The organism is Flavobacterium lotistagni (assembly GCF_011392125.1).
In the GTDB taxonomy this organism is placed as follows: Bacteria; Bacteroidota; Bacteroidia; order Flavobacteriales; family Flavobacteriaceae; genus Flavobacterium; species Flavobacterium lotistagni.
Window position 1 is genome coordinate 93,472 of the sequence record NZ_JAAJBU010000007.1, and the last position, 18,766, is coordinate 112,237.

Genomic DNA, 18,766 nt, shown 5'->3' on the forward strand with positions numbered 1-18,766 from the left:
ACGAGTTATTTTTTTAGTTTTATGAAGAACGTGGCGCCGCGATTTATTTCGCTTTCAATCCAGATTTCGCCTTGATACAAGTCTATGATTTTTTTTACAATAGACAATCCAAGTCCGGTTGATTTATCGCTCGTTCCTAGTGATTGGAATATTTTGAATATTTTTTCCTGATTGCTTTTGGCGATTCCCGGGCCGTTATCTTTTACCGAAAAAATGTAGTGCTCAGCCGTGAATTGGCAATCTATTTCAACTTTTCCGCTGGGTTTATCAATGTAATTTACGGCATTGCTGATAATATTTTGAAACAATTGTTGGATCCTGAAACGATCAGCTTTGATCACTGGCAAATTATTTTTGATAGTAACGGTGATATGCGACGGAATGTGAATAATATTGATGATGTTCTGAACGATTTCTTGGGTGTTGATGTTTTCTGTTGCTACATCTGCTTTGTCAATTTTGGCGTAGGTAAGAATGCCTTCAATCAGGTAATCCATTTTCTCTACTTTGTTTTCCATCATGCTCAAATACTGCAACGTCTTGGTGCTAAATTCTTTGTCGTTGTCTTCTTTAATCCAAGTCAGTAAAGAATGAATGCTTCGCAAAGGCGATTTTAAATCGTGTGAAACAATTGCGGCGTAATCTTCGAGTTCTTTGTTGCTCTTGGCCAAGCTATCCATCAAGAATTCCCGTTGTTGCTCTAACTCTTTTTTCTTGGTGATGTTTTCCTCGATGGCGAAGAATTTTACGATTTCATTTTTCTTGTTGTACAAAGCCTGCCCTTGGATACTGACCCAATATTTTTCTCCAGACTTTGAATAATTGACGATTTCGCAATTAAAAGGCAACCCTTTTTGGATTCGGTCTTTCAAATAGGCAACCGTTTCTGGGCTGGTTTCCGGGCCTTGCAAAAGATGCCCTGGTTTCTTTCCTTTTATTTCCTCCATCGAGAAACCGGAAATTTGCAAGAAGCTTGTATTGGCCCATTCAATCACACCTTTGTTATCAGTAATGACCACAGCATTGATGTTCTTTTCAGCAATCAGTGACAACATGGTTAATTGTTCTTCTTGCACTTTTTGCTGGGTGATATCCAGGTGTATTCCGATAGAACCTATGTGATTTCCGTTTAGATCGTAATTAGGCGCTCCGCTGATGAGCCAACTTCTTTTTTCTGCATTTTTATTGAGTATTTTTACTTCATAAGAATCGGTAACGCCCTGTTTTCGCGTATCCATTTTTTCGCGAATAATTGCTTGGCTTTCGGAAGGCATCAACAATTCTGCAGCCTTTTTACCCAATAACTCTTCCGAAGAATAGCCGCTCATTTCATTAAAACTGTTGTTCGACAAAGTAATCACATCATTCAAATCAACTTCGAGTAAGCCCAGATTCATGTTGGCGATAATATTCTGGTATTTGGCTTTCTCTATTTCGAGGCTATCGTCGTAGCGCTTTTTAAGAGAAATATCTTCAAGCATTGCGAAGTACTGTTTCACTTGACCGTGTTGGTCAAAAATGGGTTGCCCTTTGGTTCTCGACCAGAAATGGCTTCCGTCTTTTTTACCGTGAATGAGCTCTACTTCAAAGGGTTCACCATTATAAAATGGCGTGAGCATCTTCGGAAAGTCTTCTTTGTTGGTATGCTCGCAAAGTCCAATTTCGATGGGTGTTTTTCCCAATATATATTCTTTCGGATAACCGGTTAGATGGGTGTAGGCATCGTTACTCCAGAAAATCTTACCATCGGGATACGTAAAAACGATTCCGTTTTCGTTAGAACTGGCTACCAGAGACAAACGCTCTAATTCGGCACTATTTCTTTTTTGTTCAGTAATGTCGCGCCCGTAGATATTGATGTATTTTTCGTCTTTGAGGCTTTTGCAGACAAACGAATAATCTTTTGAGCCTGATTGGGCTTCGAAGATAAAGCGCTCTTGTTCAACGTCGATCTTTGGGCTAATGATTTTGAAAAAAGTGGCTGCATCGTATTCTTTGCCTTCGTAAATAAAAGACAAGAGCATTTCAGCGGCGGGGTTTCTTTTGAGTAAATTTCCCTCAAAATCTATTCGAATCAGAGGATCAGGATTTTGTGTCGGAAACAGGGCAATATCGTGAATTTCTTTGTTGGCTTTCTTGAGATCGTTCTTTTGTTGGTTGATGGTCAACAACGTTTCTTTGAGTTCTTTGGCGGATATTTCCTGATTTTTCAGTACGTGAAGTAAATCTAAAAGCGGATCGTGAATCGCGAAATCATTGATGGTCAGATTTTTTTCAACCACCTCATTCATCGAGTTAAACCAAGGTGAACCTACAAATAACAATTGTTTGTTGAGCAGCTCGAACTGCCCTCTTAGTGAAACGTCATCAACATTGCTTTCAATTACTACCAATTGATTACTAAAATGCAATAACTCCTCAAATGTATTGGTTTCGGCATGAGGTCTTTTTAGGTTAAAAAACGCTTTAAAAGAAACATTCGGCTTTAAATAAGGGCAAATTTTTGCAATACTTTTTCCGAATCCTACAATTTGAAAATCAGAGTCGATTAGAATAAAATAAGGGAATAATCTATTGAAAGATGCTTCTTGAAACTTAAATTCTAATCCGTCCATGCTTACCAGCTTACTTTAAATATCTCGTGCGTACTACCTTCGTTTCGAGTTTGCATCAATTCGATGGTGACCGGCGTATCATACATTTTTCCGAGCCCTTGAAGCAATCCTCTTACAAATTCTTGTAAACCTTGGCGCTTGGAAAAATAATGCAACTGAATACTGTTTTCGGTCACGTCGCTAATTTTAAATTCCGGAGGCGTTAGTTTCGGATAAATCAGCATCACCCGATTGTGGAAGTTGGGTAAATTTAATAAAAATTCTTTCAGGTTATTCCCGCCAGATTGCATCAAGCCAGTATATTTTTCTGAGGTTGTTTTGATGACCCACCATTCGCCAAAAGCAATTAAGACCTCACCAACGGTCATGTTCATTTCTTCTGAAACGGCTACGGCTAACTTAAATGTTACGTCATCATCGTAGGGTTCGCTACTGATAAAAAAGTCAATATCGATGCCACTACGCTCTTTAATCACTTCCCATTTTTCTTCACCAAAATTGGCTATGACCAAATCTTCGATGGCTTTGTTGACAATTCCGTACATACTATTTATTGAGAAATTAATTCATTCGCGCTCCAGTACTCCAACATTTTTCGGATGCGGTCAATATAATCTTCATACTTCAAAGGCTTTAATACATAGCCTGCAATCCCGATTTTGTAACATTCCATAACGTCTTTATGATTATTAGAAGTAGTCAAAATAATCGATGGAATATACTTTAAATAGTCGTCGTTCTTTAAAATCTGTAAAAATTCGATGCCGTTAATGCGCGGCATGTTCAAATCTAAGATAATAATGTCGGGAATGGTTTCTTTTTCTTTTAATATCGATAACGCTTCTTCACCGTTGTTGGCTTCAATAATCTTGTGATTCATGTTTAAAGTACTGAGTACTCTGTTGAATTTCATCACTTCGATCGCGTCGTCTTCGATAAGCAGTATATTTAATGATCTCGGCATTTTGTTTAAGTATAGGTCCTCTAAGTTCAAAACTAGGTCGAACCGCCTTTGCGGCCGTTTTTTTTCGTTAAATACCGCTTAAGTGTAGACGAATGGTAGAAAAGTGTAGACGAACAAAACATAAGTGCAGAATCTACCGACTGTTTAAATTGTTAAAGACAGAAGAATTTGTGGTTTAGATATCCAAAGTGAGCTCCGTAGTGGTAATGGAAATCTTTAGTCAGTGATGATTTTGTTATTGAAATCGACTGGATTACATATCCAGAATGAGCTCCGTAGTGGTAATGAAAAGTCTTCAATCTTCGATTGAAGCTTTTTTTATTTTAAAATTTTTTGATGTTGAGCGAGCTCAACATCAAAAAATTTTAAAATAAAAAAACCCGCACTCTCGTGCGGGCTTTCCATTCTTAAGTGACCTCGACTGGATTCAAACCAGTAACCTTCTGAGCCGTAATCAGATGCGCTATTCAGTTGCGCCACGAGGCCTTAATGCGGGTGCAAATATAGGCATTAATCATGCATATGCAAATCTAAATTGAAATAAATTTACTTTTTTTGTTGTGCTGACTATTCGCCGAAAACTTAGGACAATCTCTTTGCTTTGAAACAAATCATTCGAAATACTTTCCTTATAAAGCATGGAACTCACTGCAATTGAAAGTATTTTATTGATTTCTAGTTTTTTGCTATTAAGCAATATCTTGAATTTTCAAAACCTACCGCTTAACTTGAGAAAATGATCGAATTTCAATCTTTTCATCAAGACTATTTTTCTTCATCAAAGCTGAACTTTCGCAACTGAGGAGACTTAAAAAAAGTAATCGCCACTACACCCAAAGTCAAACATCCATCGATAACTTTAGTACTTCAGGCAAAAATAAGACGATTCAGCCAACAGTTGTTAAAACCAGATATTCTGCATCTCGCCAATCGAATCAAACATAGTATTCCGGTACCCAAAAAGGCAATTTATAAATCCGTTGAATGAAACTATCCGGGCTGTCTTGGATAAATATTTCGCTAAAAAAAATTAAAACAGACTAGGTTTTTCAGAAAATGGCTTAATTTCGAACCCGATTTGCAGTTGCAAGAATGTTGTTGATTTATGCCAGAATATTTCCTCAATCAGGAATTTACCAATGTTCATTACCCTACTGATGCTTTTCATTTAAAGGAATTTGAACAGTGCCGTTTTCGGAATTGCAATTTTACTTCATGCAATTTTATCGGAACGACTTTTATTGATTGCCAATTTGAAAATTGTAACTTTAACGGAGCCAAAATCAATCATACCGCTTTTAGAACGGCTCAGTTTTTAGATTGCCAAATCAGAGAGGTGAATTTTGCAATGTGCGATAAGTTAATTTTTGAAATCGGTTTTACTAATTGCACACTAGATTTTTCGAAGTTTTACGCCTTAAAAATAAAAGGAACAGTTTTCAAAAATTGCAGTTTAATTGGCGTTGATTTCATGTCTGCCGATTTGACTTCTGCCGAATTTGAGAATTGTGATTTGTACCGCAGCGAGTTTGATCTGGCCAATGTTTCAAAAGTCAATTTCAAGACGAGTTACAATTATAGTATCAACCCAGAAAAAACAAAAATCAAGAAAGCAGTTTTTGATTTAAAACAAGTAAAAGGTTTGTTATCCCATCATCAAATTATCATCAAATAATAGTGAAGCAAATAAGTTTTGTAAGATTTTTATATATTAAAAAATTTATTAAAAAATTTTAGAGCTAAATAATGTACGTAATTTATTATTTTTAATATTTTTGAACCACTTATCGGTTTCCCAAAATTTTTTCAACCTACAACCTACATTAAAAGCCTTTAGTTGGAAGCCAAACACTAAATGTTTATTTATTTTTTCAATAAAAATGGTTAGATTTTATCCAAACGAAGAGTTTAAAGAAATTATAGTGCCTGTACCTCAAAAACTGCGTTATGCCGTTTCAAACAGAGGTAGGCTGGTTAGTTTTACAGACCGCATCGAAAATGGCAACCTGATCAAAGGAGGCCGATCTGATGGTTATGCCACTTTGCGATATCGCGCCACCGAAAATGGAAAAACCAAAAGCAAAGTATTATTTCTGTATAAAATAGTCGCTGAGTTTTTTCTACCCAAACCGCTAGAAGGACAAGATTGCGTGATTCACCTAGATTATGTTCGCGATAATGACGATGTAAAAAACTTACGCTGGGTGACTTATGCCGAACGTATCGCCCACGGAAAGAAAAGTCCGCACGTAATTAGAGCCAGACGCGAACTAATTGAGCACAACATCAAATCAGATGGAAGTAAACTCACCGCTACAACAGTTATTCGTATTAAGAAAATGCTCAAAAACCCTAAAGGAAGAACTAGAAACAGCATGATTGCTAAACAATTCGGTATTAGTGCAACACATTTGAAACGCATTGAAACCGGGGAAAATTGGGGCCACATTGTGGTGTAAACTTAGAGCTTTTTTTCCATGGTGTAATCTTCCATGAGATAGCCATCGCCAATCGGAATGTCGATTTCTCCGGTTTTTTGGTAACCGTTTTTCAGATAAAACTCATAAGCCGTGTTGTACCGATTCACATTCAACGACACGGCTTTTGATTGGTTCTCAAGGGCCAAACGCTCAACATAGGCTATCAACGTTTTTCCAGCGCCTTTTCCTTGGGCAGAAGGTAATATATATAATTTGTGCAATTTTGTAATAGCTTGCAGATGATCATGCTCACAAGCAGCAAAACCCAAACATCCTGTATCGTCTTTTAGCAGTAGAAACTGATGTCCTTTTTTTAGATTTTCAGACAAAGTTTCATCTGAATATATTTTACCCAACATAAAAGACAATTGGGCTTCAGACAAAATATTACTGTAAGTAACCGGCCAGGTTTGATAGGCAATCTCACGAATAAGCGTAAAATCTTTATTGGTGGCATGAACAATCTGATTCATAACAAGTTCTGCATTAACCATGCACTGTTTGACTTTTGCCGTATTTCTGAATCACAGAGGCTTCAAAGTCGAGCCATTCGCGCCAACGCTTTTCTACATCGATGCCTTGCCCGTATTTGCGTGCGTAACCAATAAAAGTAGTATAGTGCCCGGCCTCGCTTTCCATGAGTTCGCGGTAAAATTTAGAAAGCTCTTCGTCTTTGATGTTTTCTGAAAGCACTTTAAAACGTTCGCAACTGCGCGCTTCAATCATCGCCGAGAATAACATTCTTTCGACAAAACCGGAAACCCGACTACCTGTGTTACTGCGTTTCATGTATTGCGCCAACTCGCCTACGTATTCATCTTTGCGTTCGCGGCCCAGTTTGTATCCGCGTTTCTTGATGATCTCGTGCACCATTTCGAAATGCTCGATTTCTTCCTTAGCCAAAGCCAACATATCGGTCACCAAATCGGGATACTCGGAGTTGATGGTAACAATCGTAATGGCATTAGATGCAGCTTTTTGTTCGCACCAAGCGTGGTCGGTAAGGATTTCTTCAATATCGGTTTCTACGATATCTACCCAGCGCGGGTCGGTCGGAAGTTGTAATCTGAAAGTGGACATAGTGGCTTTATGTTGAATGTTGTATGTTGAATATAAGTGTCGTCAAAATTACATTTTTTAGGGAAATAACCGACAATGAATAGTTGACAGTTCACGGTTAACAGTTTAAAGTTCTTTTCGGAAAGTTGAGCTATAGTTTTTAAATCCAGTTTTTGGAATTTAGTTCTTTTAACCTTGTAATTCCACTGAAAAAGCTGAAAGCTAAAAGCTAAAAGCTGACAGCTCGTTTACGGAAAGTTGAGCTATAGTTTTTAAATCCAGTTTTTGGAATTTAGTTCTTTTAACCTTGTAATTCCACTGAAAAAGCTAAAAGCTGACAGCTCGTTTACGGAAAGTTGAGCTATAGTTTTTAAATCCAGTTTTTGGAATTTAGTTCTTTTATCCTTGTAATTCCACTGAAAAAGCTAAAAGCTGACAGCTGAAAGCTAATCACCATTAATTCCAAAATTCCACCACAACCCTAGCCCTGATGGCAGCGGCATCCTTTTACGGCGCGCAGCAGAGTAAAAGATATAGCGTACAGCAGGTTCCCGGCTTCTGAAACCATTCAACATTCAACATTTAACACAACTAATCTTTCACCCTATTTTTTTCAGTATCGGCTCCGTTGGCATTGTATTGTTGTTTGATTGGCAAAGATTTTCCGAAACTGTAAGTGAAAGTCAAAGCCGCAAAACGCGAATCGGGGCGGTTCCTCCAATTGGCATCGGTGAGTTTGATGTTGCGGATAATACCGTTATTGAGGTTCGAATAGAAAATATCATTGACCGAAAACTTCAAACTGCCTTTACTTTTGAGGATTTTCTTCTGCACGCCCATATTGATATTCGAGCGCGAAAGGAGCACAAATTGCGAGGAAACAATATCGGTGTGATAAGTGCCACTGAGCTCGGCCGACCAATCGTTCTTGAACTTGAAAGTATTATTCATCTGGAAGAACCAAAAACTACCCGACGCATCGAGTGTTTCGGTATAGAGTTGACTTTTGAACCGCGAATGTGTTACTTCGGTGTATGCGGTTGCCGTCCACCATTTGTTGAACGGAATGGTCGCATTGACGTTACAACTAAAGAATTCGCTGCGGCCAATATTGCCCGGCCGGCTGTAATAAATCTGATCGGTGATTTCGATGGTTTCGTTGATTTCGTCGCTGCTACGACCATAACTGAAAGTAGTCGAGAGATATTCCTTATAGCGATAAGATAATTCGTAATTATCTGCAAACGACGGATTCAAATAAGGATTTCCCGAATAAAAAGTAAACTTATCCAGCGGGCTCACAAACGGGTTCAAATCTTGAAAATACGGACGATTGATGCGTTTGCCGTAATTCACTACAAGCTGATGGTTGCCGATGGAATCCATTTTATACTGCACATAAACCGTAGGAAACAAGTTGGTGTAATTCCGTGAAAAACGCGACGAAGGCTTCACCACATTGCCCAGTTGGTTGCCTTTAGAATCAGTATTCTCCACACGCAAACCCAATTGAAAACTAAATCGCTTCAGATTGGTATTATAGTTCAGGTAAGCGGCATTGATGGTTTCGTCGTATTTGAAATGATTGCTGGTGTCGTAATTCGGAACTTCGGCGTCACCAACAATATCGCGGTAATCGGCAATGTTGTCGGTTTTAGAGAAACTCACTTTATAACCGGCCTCGAATGAGCCTTTTTTTAACGGGTGAGTATAATCAGTTTTGAACGAATAAATATCTATATCGGTAGGCAAATCGCCTCGCAAAGCATCCTGACTGCTCAAGGAATTATCAGGTTGGTAAACAAAATTATTGAACTGCTGACGGGTTTGGGTGTCGTAATTTAGATAATCTAAGTCAACAGTAATGCGACGACCAATCGAATCGATATCATGACGGTAATTCAGGTTGAGGCCCAGATTGCGGAATTTTTCGTTTTCGCGGTTGTTGGCGATGATGGTCGAATCTACAATATTGGTTGCATCAGTAAGCACCGAACGTACATCGGATTTCTGTCGGCTCGATTTCAGGATGCCGCTCACACTGAGGCCAAAAGTAGTTTTGTCTGAATAATAATAATCCATGCCGACTTTGGCGTTGCCGGTATTGGCGCTGGTTCTGAGGAAACTATCTTGGTAAAAAAGGCTTTTAGTACTGCCGTCAGGATTTTTGAACCTTCTGAAAATAAACAAATCGTTCAGCGGATTCTGGTTGGCATAGCCCAAATTGCCATAAACACGGTATTTTTCATCCACGTAATTCAGATTCAACCCTTGGCGGAACTGTGACCGTTTTCCTTGCGAAAACCTAGAAGTGACATTGCCGTTAAAGCCACGAGTTTTTGATTTTTTGGTGACGATATTGATGACACCGGCACCACCTGCCGCATCGTACTTGGCCGGCGGATTGGTCATGAGTTCTATTTTGTCGAGCGTGCTGGCCGGAAGTGATTTCAGGTAAGCCTCGAGTTCAGCTCCGGAAAGATAAGTCGGCTTGTCGTCGATGAAAACCTGAACACCACTTTTGCCTTTGAAAGTGATTGTGCCATTTTGATCGACGAGAATGCCCGGCGATTTCTCTAAAACATCTACGGCATCGCCACCGGCGGTTGTAATGAGCGCGTCAACATTGACAACGGTTCTATCGATTTTATTTTCGACGAACGGCTTCCTTTTTTGAACGACCACTTCGTTGAGCAATTTGGTTTCATTTTTTTCCAATCGGACCGTCGGCAACTCCAATTGTTGGTCATTCGCTAGCGCAATGGTTTGGCTTTGAAAAGGTTTGAACTGGGCCTGGTCAATAACCACAAGATAATTTCCCGCTTGCAAGTTCAGAAATTCAAAACGCCCGTCACTTTCGAGAAATTGGCTTTTGACCACTGAGAAATCTTCTGCTTTTTGCAAAACGACTAAAACCGATGAAGTAGCTTCTGGGGTTTCGAACTTTCCGGAAATCTTGGCTTGTTGGGCGTGAACAAAACTAATACAGAGCCAGCTTATCAATAGTAACCAGTTTTTCATCAGTTAGGATTTTAACGTTGGGACAGTAGTAGCCAATTTCAAGCTTATGTTACCGACGAAAACAAAAAACCCACGCGAACTGGCATGGGTAAAGGCATAATGAATCTATTTTTATCGCTGGTAAAGAATCGGATTTAGCGGCGTATTGATAACTTGATCAATCTCTGCACCCGGACACCAAGTTTTCCAATCATTGTGTTGGCCTGAATTACTTGGCGCTTTCAAACGCATGTCTTTGTCCATATAAATAACAGTCATGACTTTTCTGGTTTGATCCGATGCATTGGCTCCGGCACGGTGAAAAATCCAGCCCGAATGAAAACTAACCTCGCCTAAATCAAACGGTTCAATCACATGCTCAAAATCGTTGATTCTTAAATACTCTTTAATTTGGTTTTCACTTTCATCGCTAATCGATAATTCCCTACCTGCTAAAATACTTTGACTTTTGGCGGCAAATTCAAGTGGCCCCATTGCTAAAAGCGTAGCTTGAAGCGGAATCCAGACTGTGATTGTTTTGTCTGATGACAGCGGCCAATAATGCTGATCGGCATGCCACGGTGTAATGCCACCGCCTACTTCTTTAAAAAGCGCTTGATCGTGGTATAATCTGACGCCTTGGGTTTGCATCAAATCGGCTGCGATTTTGGCCAGTCTTTTACTGAACACCAATTTCTGGATAACGTCGCTGTTTTCCCAAAGGTTGAACAACTGTAGGAAAGCCTTTCCATAGGTATTTCGTTGCTCAATGGGTGCAACATGCGCGCTCAATGCTGCCACTTTCTTGCTGATTTCGTTATTGAAATAATCAACAATCTCGGAAGGCAAAACCTTTTTCAGTTTGATGTAACAGTTTTCCTGATAGAACTGAATTTGTTCTGATGTCAATTCAAATGGCAGATCTAAAACCGATAAATCCATAAAACTGTCAACTGTTAACTATAAACCGTTAACTAAAAAACAAACATCGCTCGTTCGCCCATCATTTCGTTGACCTGATCAGCCACTTCTTCAATAATGGCTTCGTTGGTATGGTTCATCAGCACGCGGTCGATAAGTTCAACAATGGTTTCCATATCACTTTCTACCAAACCGCGCGTAGTAATGGCCGGTGTTCCGACACGGATTCCTGAAGTAACGAATGGTGATTTGTCATCAAAAGGCACCATGTTCTTATTAACTGTAATTTCTGCTTTCACTAGTGCGTTTTCAGCTTCTTTTCCGGTAATGCCTTTATTTCTTAAATCGATAAGCATCATGTGGTTGTCGGTGCCGCCTGAAATCAAATCGTAACCTCGTTTGACGAAAGCCGCTGCCATTGCCTTGGCATTTTTCTGTACTTGCATCGCGTAATGGAAAAACTCATCGGTCAAGCATTCGCCAAAAGCCACCGCTTTAGCCGCAATAATGTGCATCAGCGGACCACCTTGATTTCCTGGAAAAACAGCCATATCAAGCAAGTTCGACATCATTTTGATTTCGCCTTTCGGTGTAGTCAATCCCCACGGATTTTCGAAATCTTTGCCCATCATGATCATTCCGCCTCTCGGGCCTCGCAAAGTTTTGTGTGTAGTAGTAGTGACAATATGACAATGTGGAATCGGGTCGTTCATCAAGCCTTTGGCAATCAATCCGGCCGGGTGCGAAATATCGGCGAGCAACAATGCGCCAACACTATCGGCAATTTGGCGGAAACGCGCGAAATCCATATCACGGCAATAAGCAGAAGCTCCGGCGATGATCATCTTTGGCATTTCACGGGTAGCGATTTCCTGAATCTTGTCGTAATCGAATTGGCCGGTTTCTCTTTCAACACCGTAAAATACTGGCGTATACAAACGGCCTGAGAAATTCACCGGAGAACCATGAGTTAAGTGCCCGCCATGCGACAAATCAAAACCTAGGATTTTATCGCCGGGTTTCAAACAAGCGGCATATACCGCAGTATTGGCCTGAGAACCAGAGTGCGGCTGTACGTTGACATACTCGGCACCGAACAAGGCTTTGGCGCGATCAATGGCGATTTGCTCTACCACGTCGACTACTTCACAACCGCCGTAATAACGCTTGCCCGGATACCCTTCAGCGTATTTATTAGTTAGGCAAGAACCTGCAGCTTCCATCACTTGGTCTGAGACAAAATTCTCTGAGGCAATAAGTTCTATTCCGTGGATTTGGCGGTCTTGTTCTTCAAGGATTAAATCGAAAATTTGTTGGTCGTGTCGCATGGTATCTTTTTTAGTTAAAAACAGTCCAAAATTACGAAAAGGGTTTGTTAAATTGGCATATAATGATATATTTGGAAACTGAATTTTCAACAAACAATCAACATCAAAACATGCCAATAACTGCAAACGATCCGAAGAAAAAATCCTGGCTAGAGGTACCCGAACAAACTGATTTCCCGATTCAAAATATTCCTTTCGGAGTGTTTATTACCAAAGACGATGTGATTACCATCGGCACCCGAATCGGTAACTACGCCATTGATCTCGGCGCGTTGCAACAACTCAACTATTTTGACGGCATAGAACTCACTGACGACATGTTCATGCAAGACACACTGAACGATTTCATTTCAGACGGAAAGAAAACTTGGCGTTTGGTGCGCAACCGAATCAGCGATATTTTCGACAGTAACAACCCGCAATTGCGTGATAATGCCGCACATCGTGAAGTAGTGATCTGCCCAATTGAAGACGTAGAGATGCAACTTCCAGTTTTGATTGGCGATTATACTGATTTCTATTCGAGCAAAGAACACGCGACCAATGTCGGGATGATGTTCCGCGATCCGGCCAATGCGCTGTTGCCGAACTGGCTGCATATACCGGTAGGCTACCACGGCAGAAGTTCTACAATTGTGCCTTCCGGAATTCCGGTACACCGACCGATGGGACAGATTTTACCCAATGGCGAAAACACTCCGGTATTTGGGCCCTCACGCTCGATAGATTTTGAACTCGAAATGGGTTTTATTACCACCGATGCCAACATTATGGGCGAAAATATTCCGGTGCATGAAGCCGAAGATTATATTTTTGGAATGGTACTGCTCAATGATTGGAGCGCGCGCGATATACAAAAGTGGGAATATGTGCCGCTCGGGCCGTTCTTGGCAAAGAATTTCGCCACTTCAATTTCACCCTGGATTGTAACCATGGATGCTTTAGAGCCCTTTAGAACCAAAGGCCCGAAACAAGATCCGAACCCGCTGCCGTATTTACAACAGAAAGGCAAACACGCCTACGATATTCATTTGGAAGTTTCAATAGAACCTGAAAATTCTGAAGCAGTTGTGGTTTCGAACTCGAATTTCAAATACATGTATTGGTCGATGAGCCAGCAGTTGGCACACCACACTTCTAACGGTTGCCGCGTGAATTCTGGCGATATGATGGGTTCAGGAACCATTTCCGGGCCCACACCAAACAGTTACGGATCAATGCTCGAGCTGACTTGGAATGGTAAGAATCCGATTAAAATGAAAGACAGCACCGAGCGCAAGTTCATTAACGACAATGACACCGTGATTATGAAAGGCTACTGCCAAAACAAAGAAGTGCGCATTGGTTTTGGAGAAGTTTGCAGTAAGTTGTTGCCGCCTTTTGTGAGAAAATAATTTACAGCCATGGTTGTAGAAATCCAACAGTATAACGATAAGTTAGAACCAGAATACCAAGCTATTGGTAATAAGCTAGCTCAAAAAATCAATCAGGAATTACCGGAAGCAGAAAGTAAAATTTGGCACGCGCATCCGGTTTGGTTTTTAGACGGAAATCCGGTTGTGGGTTACAGCCAGCAAAAAAAAGGAATTCGTTTGATGTTTTGGAGCGGCGCCGATTTTGACGAAACAGCATTGAACGTGAAAGGCGAAAAATTCAAAGATGCTTCGGTTTTCTATCATCATGCTTCTGAAATTGACTTAGATGCCTTAGCCCGTTGGCTCGAAAAATCAAGAGCAATTCAATGGGATTATAAAAACATCGTCAAACGCAAAGGCCAACTCGAACGATTGAAATAAACGCCAATCTAGCACTACTACCCTAGCCCTGATAGCAGCGACAGCCCGCAGCAAAGCGAGGACTACAGCGAATAGCAGGTTCCCGGCTTCTAAAAAAACAAACGCATGAAAAAAATTACTTTCCTCTTTTTTATTTCTCTTTTTATTTCTTGTGGCGTCAAGCAAACCCGCACGATGGTAGCTTCGGGCGATTATGACGAGGCGATTTACAAGGCGGCAGACAAACTCCGTAGCAACAAAGACGCGAAAGGCAAACAAGATTACATTTATTTGCTCGAAGAAGCTTTTGCTAAAGCCAAAGAACGTGATATGAGGGAAATTGCCGGTTGGGGCTGGTTCCGCGATCCGAATCCGGGGAATTTGGAGAACATTTACAATGCTTATGTACGTTTAAATGAAAGACAGGAACTCGTGAGGCCGCTGTTGCCCTTGCGTTTGATTAAGGAAAACCGCGAGGCCCAATTTGCGATGGAAGATTATTCGGAGCAGATTTCCAACAGCAGAACCGCTTTGTCTAAATATTTATACTTGAATGCTGTGGCTGCTTTAATGTCGGGCGATAAGTTGAAATGCCGCCGTGCTTATGACGATTTGGTGTATTTGAATCAGATCAATCCGGGTTTTAAAGACGTGAGCAAACTCATTAACGACGCCAAATTCAAAGGCACTGATTTCGTAATTGTGAGTACCAAGAACCAAACTAACGTCATTGTTCCGAAACGTTTGCATGACGATTTGATGGATTTTAGCACGTTCGGACTCAACCAAAAATGGACGGTTTACCACAGCAACAAACAAAAAGGAGTGAATTATGATTACGGAATTGAAGTGAATTTCCGCGACATCAACATTTCGCCGGAACGCATCAATGAGAGGGAATTCCAGAAAGAGAAAGTCATTAAAGACGGCGTGAAGAAACTACTCGATGCCCGAGGCCGCGAAGTGAAAGACAGTTTGGGCCGCCCGATTTATGTAGACAATATGAAAACCGTGCGCATTGCTATTTACGAATCTACCCAACACAAAGCCGTGCAAGTCGCTGCGAAAGTGGATTATTTTGATTTTAAAAACAATCAGTTGCTACAGAGTTTTCCGTTGGCGAGCGAGTTTGTTTTCCAGCATGTTTTTGCCAGATACCAAGGCGATCGACGGGCTTGCGAGAATGATTATCTGCCGAATTTCGACCGACGCCAAGTGCCGTTTCCAAGCAACGAGCAAATGGTCTATGATTGTGGCGAAGATTTGAAAAACAAGCTCAAAGACATCATCAGCCGCAACGCGATTGTGCGGTAATTAAGCTTTCCGTTCCCCAATCTGCTGGCGCCACATTGCATAATACAACCCTTTTTCGTCAAGCAAATCTTGGTGCTTGCCTTGCTCGATGATGTGGCCTTGCTCTAGCACAAAAATCTTGTCGGCGTGCATAATCGTTGACAATCGGTGCGCAATGAGAATCGTAATTTGGTCTTGTTTCGAAGAAATGTTCCGGATTGTCTGAGTAATTTCTTCTTCTGTGATGGAGTCCAAGGCTGAAGTCGCTTCGTCGAACAACAACAATCTTGGATTTCTCAACAACGCTCTAGCAATCGACAAACGCTGTTTCTCGCCGCCGGAAACTTTGATGCCGCCCTCACCTATTGTCGTGTTGATGCCGTCTTTGGCGCGCGCGAGTAAGTTCTGACAAGCCGCTTGTTGCAACACATTATTGATTTCTTCATCGGTAGCATTAGGTTTCACAAACAATAAGTTGTCTTTAATCGTACCGGAAAACAATTGAGCGTCTTGAGTAACAAACCCGAGTTGTTGACGCAATTCAGTTAGGTTGATTTCGTTGGCATTCTTCTCGTTGTAAAAAATAGCACCTTCTTCGGGTTGGTATAAACCTACCAGCATTTTTACCAGTGTGGTTTTTCCGCTACCCGATGGCCCGACAAAAGCGATCGTTTCACCGGCTTGGGCTTCGAATGAAATATCCTTTACGGCATACGTCGAGGCACTTTGATGGCGGAATGAAATATTCGAAAATTTCAAATGATGAATTGACCCAATTATTTGCGGATGCGCCGGAATGGCTTCACTTTTCGAATGCATCAAATCAGAGAAATTGTCCATCGAGACTTTGGTTTCGTTGTAAGTTGCAATCACATTCCCAAGTTCCTGCAATGGATTGAATAGGAAAAACGAGAAGAACATCAGCGTAATCACATCGCCGGGTTTGATAATGTCGCGGAAAATGAACATATAGAGCGAAAACACCAAACAAGTTCTCATGAAATGCACGGTCGTTCCCTGAATGAAACTCAACGAGCGGATAAATCGTACTTTTTTGAGTTCGAGCCCGAGGATTTTAATGGTTGTAGTATTGAGTCGGTTGACTTCTTGATCGGTAAGACCGAGGCTTTTTACCAGTTCAATGTTGCGTAAAGATTCCGTAGTAGCACCAGCCAAAGCAGTAGTTTCGCGCAGAATTTCTTTGGAAACCACCTTGATTTTCTTTCCTAAAAATGAACTCACTACCGCCACGACCGGAATCGTTGCCAAGAAAATCGGCCCAAGCAACCAATGGATATTCACCGCATAAACCACCACGAAAACAATTCCAATGACGGTTTGAAACACCATCGAAATGGATAAGGTAATGAACTTCTCGCAATCGGTTTTTACTTTCTGGAGTTTGCCTAAAGTTTCGCCGCTGCGTTGGTCTTCGAAATCCTGAAAAGGCAATTGCAAAGCTTTTTGAATTCCGTCGGTATACATGCTGGCACCGGTTCTTTGAATGATGATATTGGTGAAATAGTCTTGAAAGTTTTTGGCTATACGAGAGAGCATTGCGGCTCCCAAAGATAGTCCAAGCCAGAACAGCACCGCACGCACAAAACGGCCGTAATCATTGTGAAAATTAGCAACACCCACACCGCATTGGTTGAGTAGTTTCCCGATAATAATCGAATCACAGAGCGAGAAACATTGGTTGACGGCTGCCAGAAAAAGCGCGAGAAACAATAAGGATTTATGGGCGCGAACGTAAGAATAAAGTAGCTTCATGGAAGTTTTGGAAAATGAAGCCCAAAATTACTACTATTTGCGATTTGGCTTTGCAGGTTGTGAAGATTTTAAGATTTAATCACATCTTGCTGACTTTTGATTTGCCTTATTGAATTAAAATCTTTTTACTAGCCAAAGTCTTTTGTGCTTGATCAAGTAACTGAATTTCATAAACGCCACGTGGCAATTGGCTCACATCGATTTTATCTGAAAATGCAGCGTGATACACTTTTTTACCTTCCATACTGATGAGCGAAATAAAACCATCATGGCGTGCCGAATTCACAAAAAGCTGCTGACTTGCCGGAATAGGATAAACTGAAAATTCAAATCGATTGAAACCCGAAACTGCCAAAGCATCAGGGTTTTTAAGTTCGATAATACGGTCGTCTCCAGCCACAGGTGTTCCAGTGTAATCTTTATTCGAAGTGCATACAAAAACGCGTCCGTCGGGAATGACCAAAACATCACGCAATCTGCCATAAGTATTGGCAATAATCACATTTTGCTGCACGATTTGAGTGCCGTCGTCATTGAGTTTGAGCTGCAGAAGTTGCTTGCCTTTGAGTACCGAAACCAACAAAGAATTGTTCCATTCGGGAATCGCCTCGCTTTGGTATAAATCCATGCCTGCCGGAGCAATTGAGGGCGACCAACTCCAAATCGGCTGGGCAACATTATTGGCATTGCAGAAAGCAATCTCGGCTGTGGTATTGCAAACGCCCTCTACGGTGGGCCAACCGTAATTGCGGTTCATCTCGATAATATTCACCTCATCATTGGCGCTGGTGCCGTGCTCTGAACTGTACAATTTTCCGTTTGCAAAGCACATACCTTGCGGATTCCGATGTCCAAACGACCATATATAACTACCGGCAATTGGGTTGTCTGCGGGAATGCTTCCATCGAGATTCATCCGTAACACTTTACCATTGATGGAAGTCAGGTTCTGTGCTACAGCCGGTGTGGAATAAGTATCGCCCAAGCAAATGAACAGTTTATCATCGAGAATCACCATGCGCGAGCCGTTGTGAGAAACCCCGGAGGGAATGGCACCGAGAATAATCGTAGGGTTGATTAAGGTATTATTGACCGAATCATATTCGTAACGAACAATCTTTGAAGTCGTATTGGTGTTGGCGTAATGCACATAGAGGTAATGATTGGTGTTAAAATCCGGATGCAGAATCATCGAATGCAAGCCAACGCTGAACCCAAAAAGCGATACGTCGGAAATGGCGAACACCTGTTGCATTTCGTAAGTATCGGGATTCATGCGCTTGATATTGCCGGCGAGTTCGGTAAACCAAATCCAGCCGTCGGGTCCGTAAACCATATCCCAAGGAACACTCAGGTTGGAAGCTACAATGGTTTTTTGGATGGTCGTTGCACCGAAAGTTTCCTGCGCAACAATAGAAAAGTTGATGCCCAAGGCCAACAGTGAAATGAGTACTTTGTTTTTCATGGTTTGTTTAGTTTGGTTGGTTTTAGGTAGATTTCAAACGTTTTGAATTTAAGGGTAATACTTTGAAAATCAAACGTTCGAAAATAAGTAAAA

At 41.1% G+C, this 18,766-nt stretch carries 15 protein-coding genes and 1 tRNA gene; 5 read left to right on the forward strand and 11 right to left on the reverse strand.

Features of this window, described 5'->3' with window-relative positions:
• Positions 1–5: 5 nt before the first annotated feature.
• The 4 genes from G4D82_RS09360 to G4D82_RS09375 all read right to left on the reverse strand — a co-directional run bounded on the left by G4D82_RS09360 (position 6) and on the right by G4D82_RS09375 (position 4,065).
• A complete protein-coding gene (locus tag G4D82_RS09360) occupies positions 6–2,615 on the reverse strand; it encodes a PAS domain S-box protein (protein WP_166336948.1) in 2,610 nt (869 codons plus the stop codon).
• A gap of 2 nt (positions 2,616–2,617) precedes the next feature.
• Positions 2,618–3,160, reverse strand: coding sequence for a heme NO-binding domain-containing protein (locus G4D82_RS09365; RefSeq protein ID WP_166336950.1), 543 nt, complete (start codon positions 3,158–3,160; stop codon positions 2,618–2,620).
• A 5-nt stretch (positions 3,161–3,165) separates the two neighbouring features.
• The gene (locus tag G4D82_RS09370) at positions 3,166–3,579 is read right to left on the reverse strand and encodes a response regulator (protein ID WP_166336952.1); all 414 of its coding nucleotides are present in this window, start codon (positions 3,577–3,579) and stop codon (positions 3,166–3,168) included.
• Positions 3,580–3,991: 412 nt separating this feature from the next.
• A tRNA-Arg gene (locus G4D82_RS09375) sits at positions 3,992–4,065 on the reverse strand.
• A 619-nt stretch (positions 4,066–4,684) separates the two neighbouring features.
• Between G4D82_RS09375 and G4D82_RS09380 the strand changes: the two genes are divergently transcribed.
• Both G4D82_RS09380 and G4D82_RS09385 read left to right on the forward strand, forming a co-directional pair.
• Positions 4,685–5,254 (forward strand): pentapeptide repeat-containing protein, encoded by a 570-nt coding sequence (locus tag G4D82_RS09380; protein WP_166336954.1) that lies wholly within the window; start codon positions 4,685–4,687, stop codon positions 5,252–5,254.
• Positions 5,255–5,459: 205 nt separating this feature from the next.
• The gene (locus tag G4D82_RS09385) at positions 5,460–6,038 is read left to right on the forward strand and encodes an NUMOD4 domain-containing protein (protein ID WP_207788154.1); all 579 of its coding nucleotides are present in this window, start codon (positions 5,460–5,462) and stop codon (positions 6,036–6,038) included.
• 2 nt (positions 6,039–6,040) lie between these two features.
• Here the strand turns inward: G4D82_RS09385 and G4D82_RS09390 are convergent, their stop codons facing one another.
• From G4D82_RS09390 to G4D82_RS09410, 5 genes are all read right to left on the reverse strand, one after another.
• A complete protein-coding gene (locus tag G4D82_RS09390; protein WP_166336956.1) occupies positions 6,041–6,532 on the reverse strand; it encodes a GNAT family N-acetyltransferase in 492 nt (163 codons plus the stop codon).
• A gap of 13 nt (positions 6,533–6,545) precedes the next feature.
• On the reverse strand, positions 6,546–7,139 hold the full coding sequence (gene miaE / locus G4D82_RS09395; RefSeq protein ID WP_166336958.1) for a tRNA-(ms[2]io[6]A)-hydroxylase: 594 nt from the start codon (positions 7,137–7,139) through the stop codon (positions 6,546–6,548).
• Between the two features lie 570 nt (positions 7,140–7,709).
• On the reverse strand, positions 7,710–10,139 hold the full coding sequence (locus G4D82_RS09400) for an outer membrane beta-barrel protein (RefSeq protein ID WP_166336960.1): 2,430 nt from the start codon (positions 10,137–10,139) through the stop codon (positions 7,710–7,712).
• Between the two features lie 111 nt (positions 10,140–10,250).
• Positions 10,251–11,060 (reverse strand): phytanoyl-CoA dioxygenase family protein, encoded by an 810-nt coding sequence (locus tag G4D82_RS09405; protein WP_166336962.1) that lies wholly within the window; start codon positions 11,058–11,060, stop codon positions 10,251–10,253.
• 32 nt (positions 11,061–11,092) lie between these two features.
• Positions 11,093–12,367, reverse strand: coding sequence for a serine hydroxymethyltransferase (locus tag G4D82_RS09410; RefSeq protein ID WP_166336964.1), 1,275 nt, complete (start codon positions 12,365–12,367; stop codon positions 11,093–11,095).
• Between the two features lie 110 nt (positions 12,368–12,477).
• Here G4D82_RS09410 and fahA point away from each other — a divergent pair, with 110 nt between their 5' ends.
• The 3 genes from fahA (at position 12,478) to G4D82_RS09425 (ending at position 15,456) form a co-directional block, all read left to right on the forward strand.
• On the forward strand, positions 12,478–13,761 hold the full coding sequence (gene fahA, locus G4D82_RS09415; RefSeq protein WP_166336966.1) for a fumarylacetoacetase: 1,284 nt from the start codon (positions 12,478–12,480) through the stop codon (positions 13,759–13,761).
• A 9-nt stretch (positions 13,762–13,770) separates the two neighbouring features.
• Entirely contained in the window at positions 13,771–14,163 is a 393-nt protein-coding gene (locus tag G4D82_RS09420; protein WP_166336968.1) for a DUF1801 domain-containing protein, read from the forward strand.
• Between the two features lie 105 nt (positions 14,164–14,268).
• On the forward strand, positions 14,269–15,456 hold the full coding sequence (locus tag G4D82_RS09425) for a hypothetical protein (RefSeq protein ID WP_166336970.1): 1,188 nt from the start codon (positions 14,269–14,271) through the stop codon (positions 15,454–15,456).
• On the opposite strand, the gene G4D82_RS09430 is transcribed toward G4D82_RS09425, so the two are convergent.
• Positions 15,457–17,208 (reverse strand): ABC transporter ATP-binding protein, encoded by a 1,752-nt coding sequence (locus G4D82_RS09430; protein WP_166336972.1) that lies wholly within the window; start codon positions 17,206–17,208, stop codon positions 15,457–15,459. It abuts the gene before it with no gap.
• Between the two features lie 106 nt (positions 17,209–17,314).
• Complete coding sequence (locus G4D82_RS09435) at positions 17,315–18,673, reverse strand: PQQ-dependent sugar dehydrogenase (RefSeq protein WP_166336974.1); 1,359 nt, start codon at positions 18,671–18,673, stop codon at positions 17,315–17,317.
• Between the last annotated feature and the right edge of the window lie 93 nt (positions 18,674–18,766).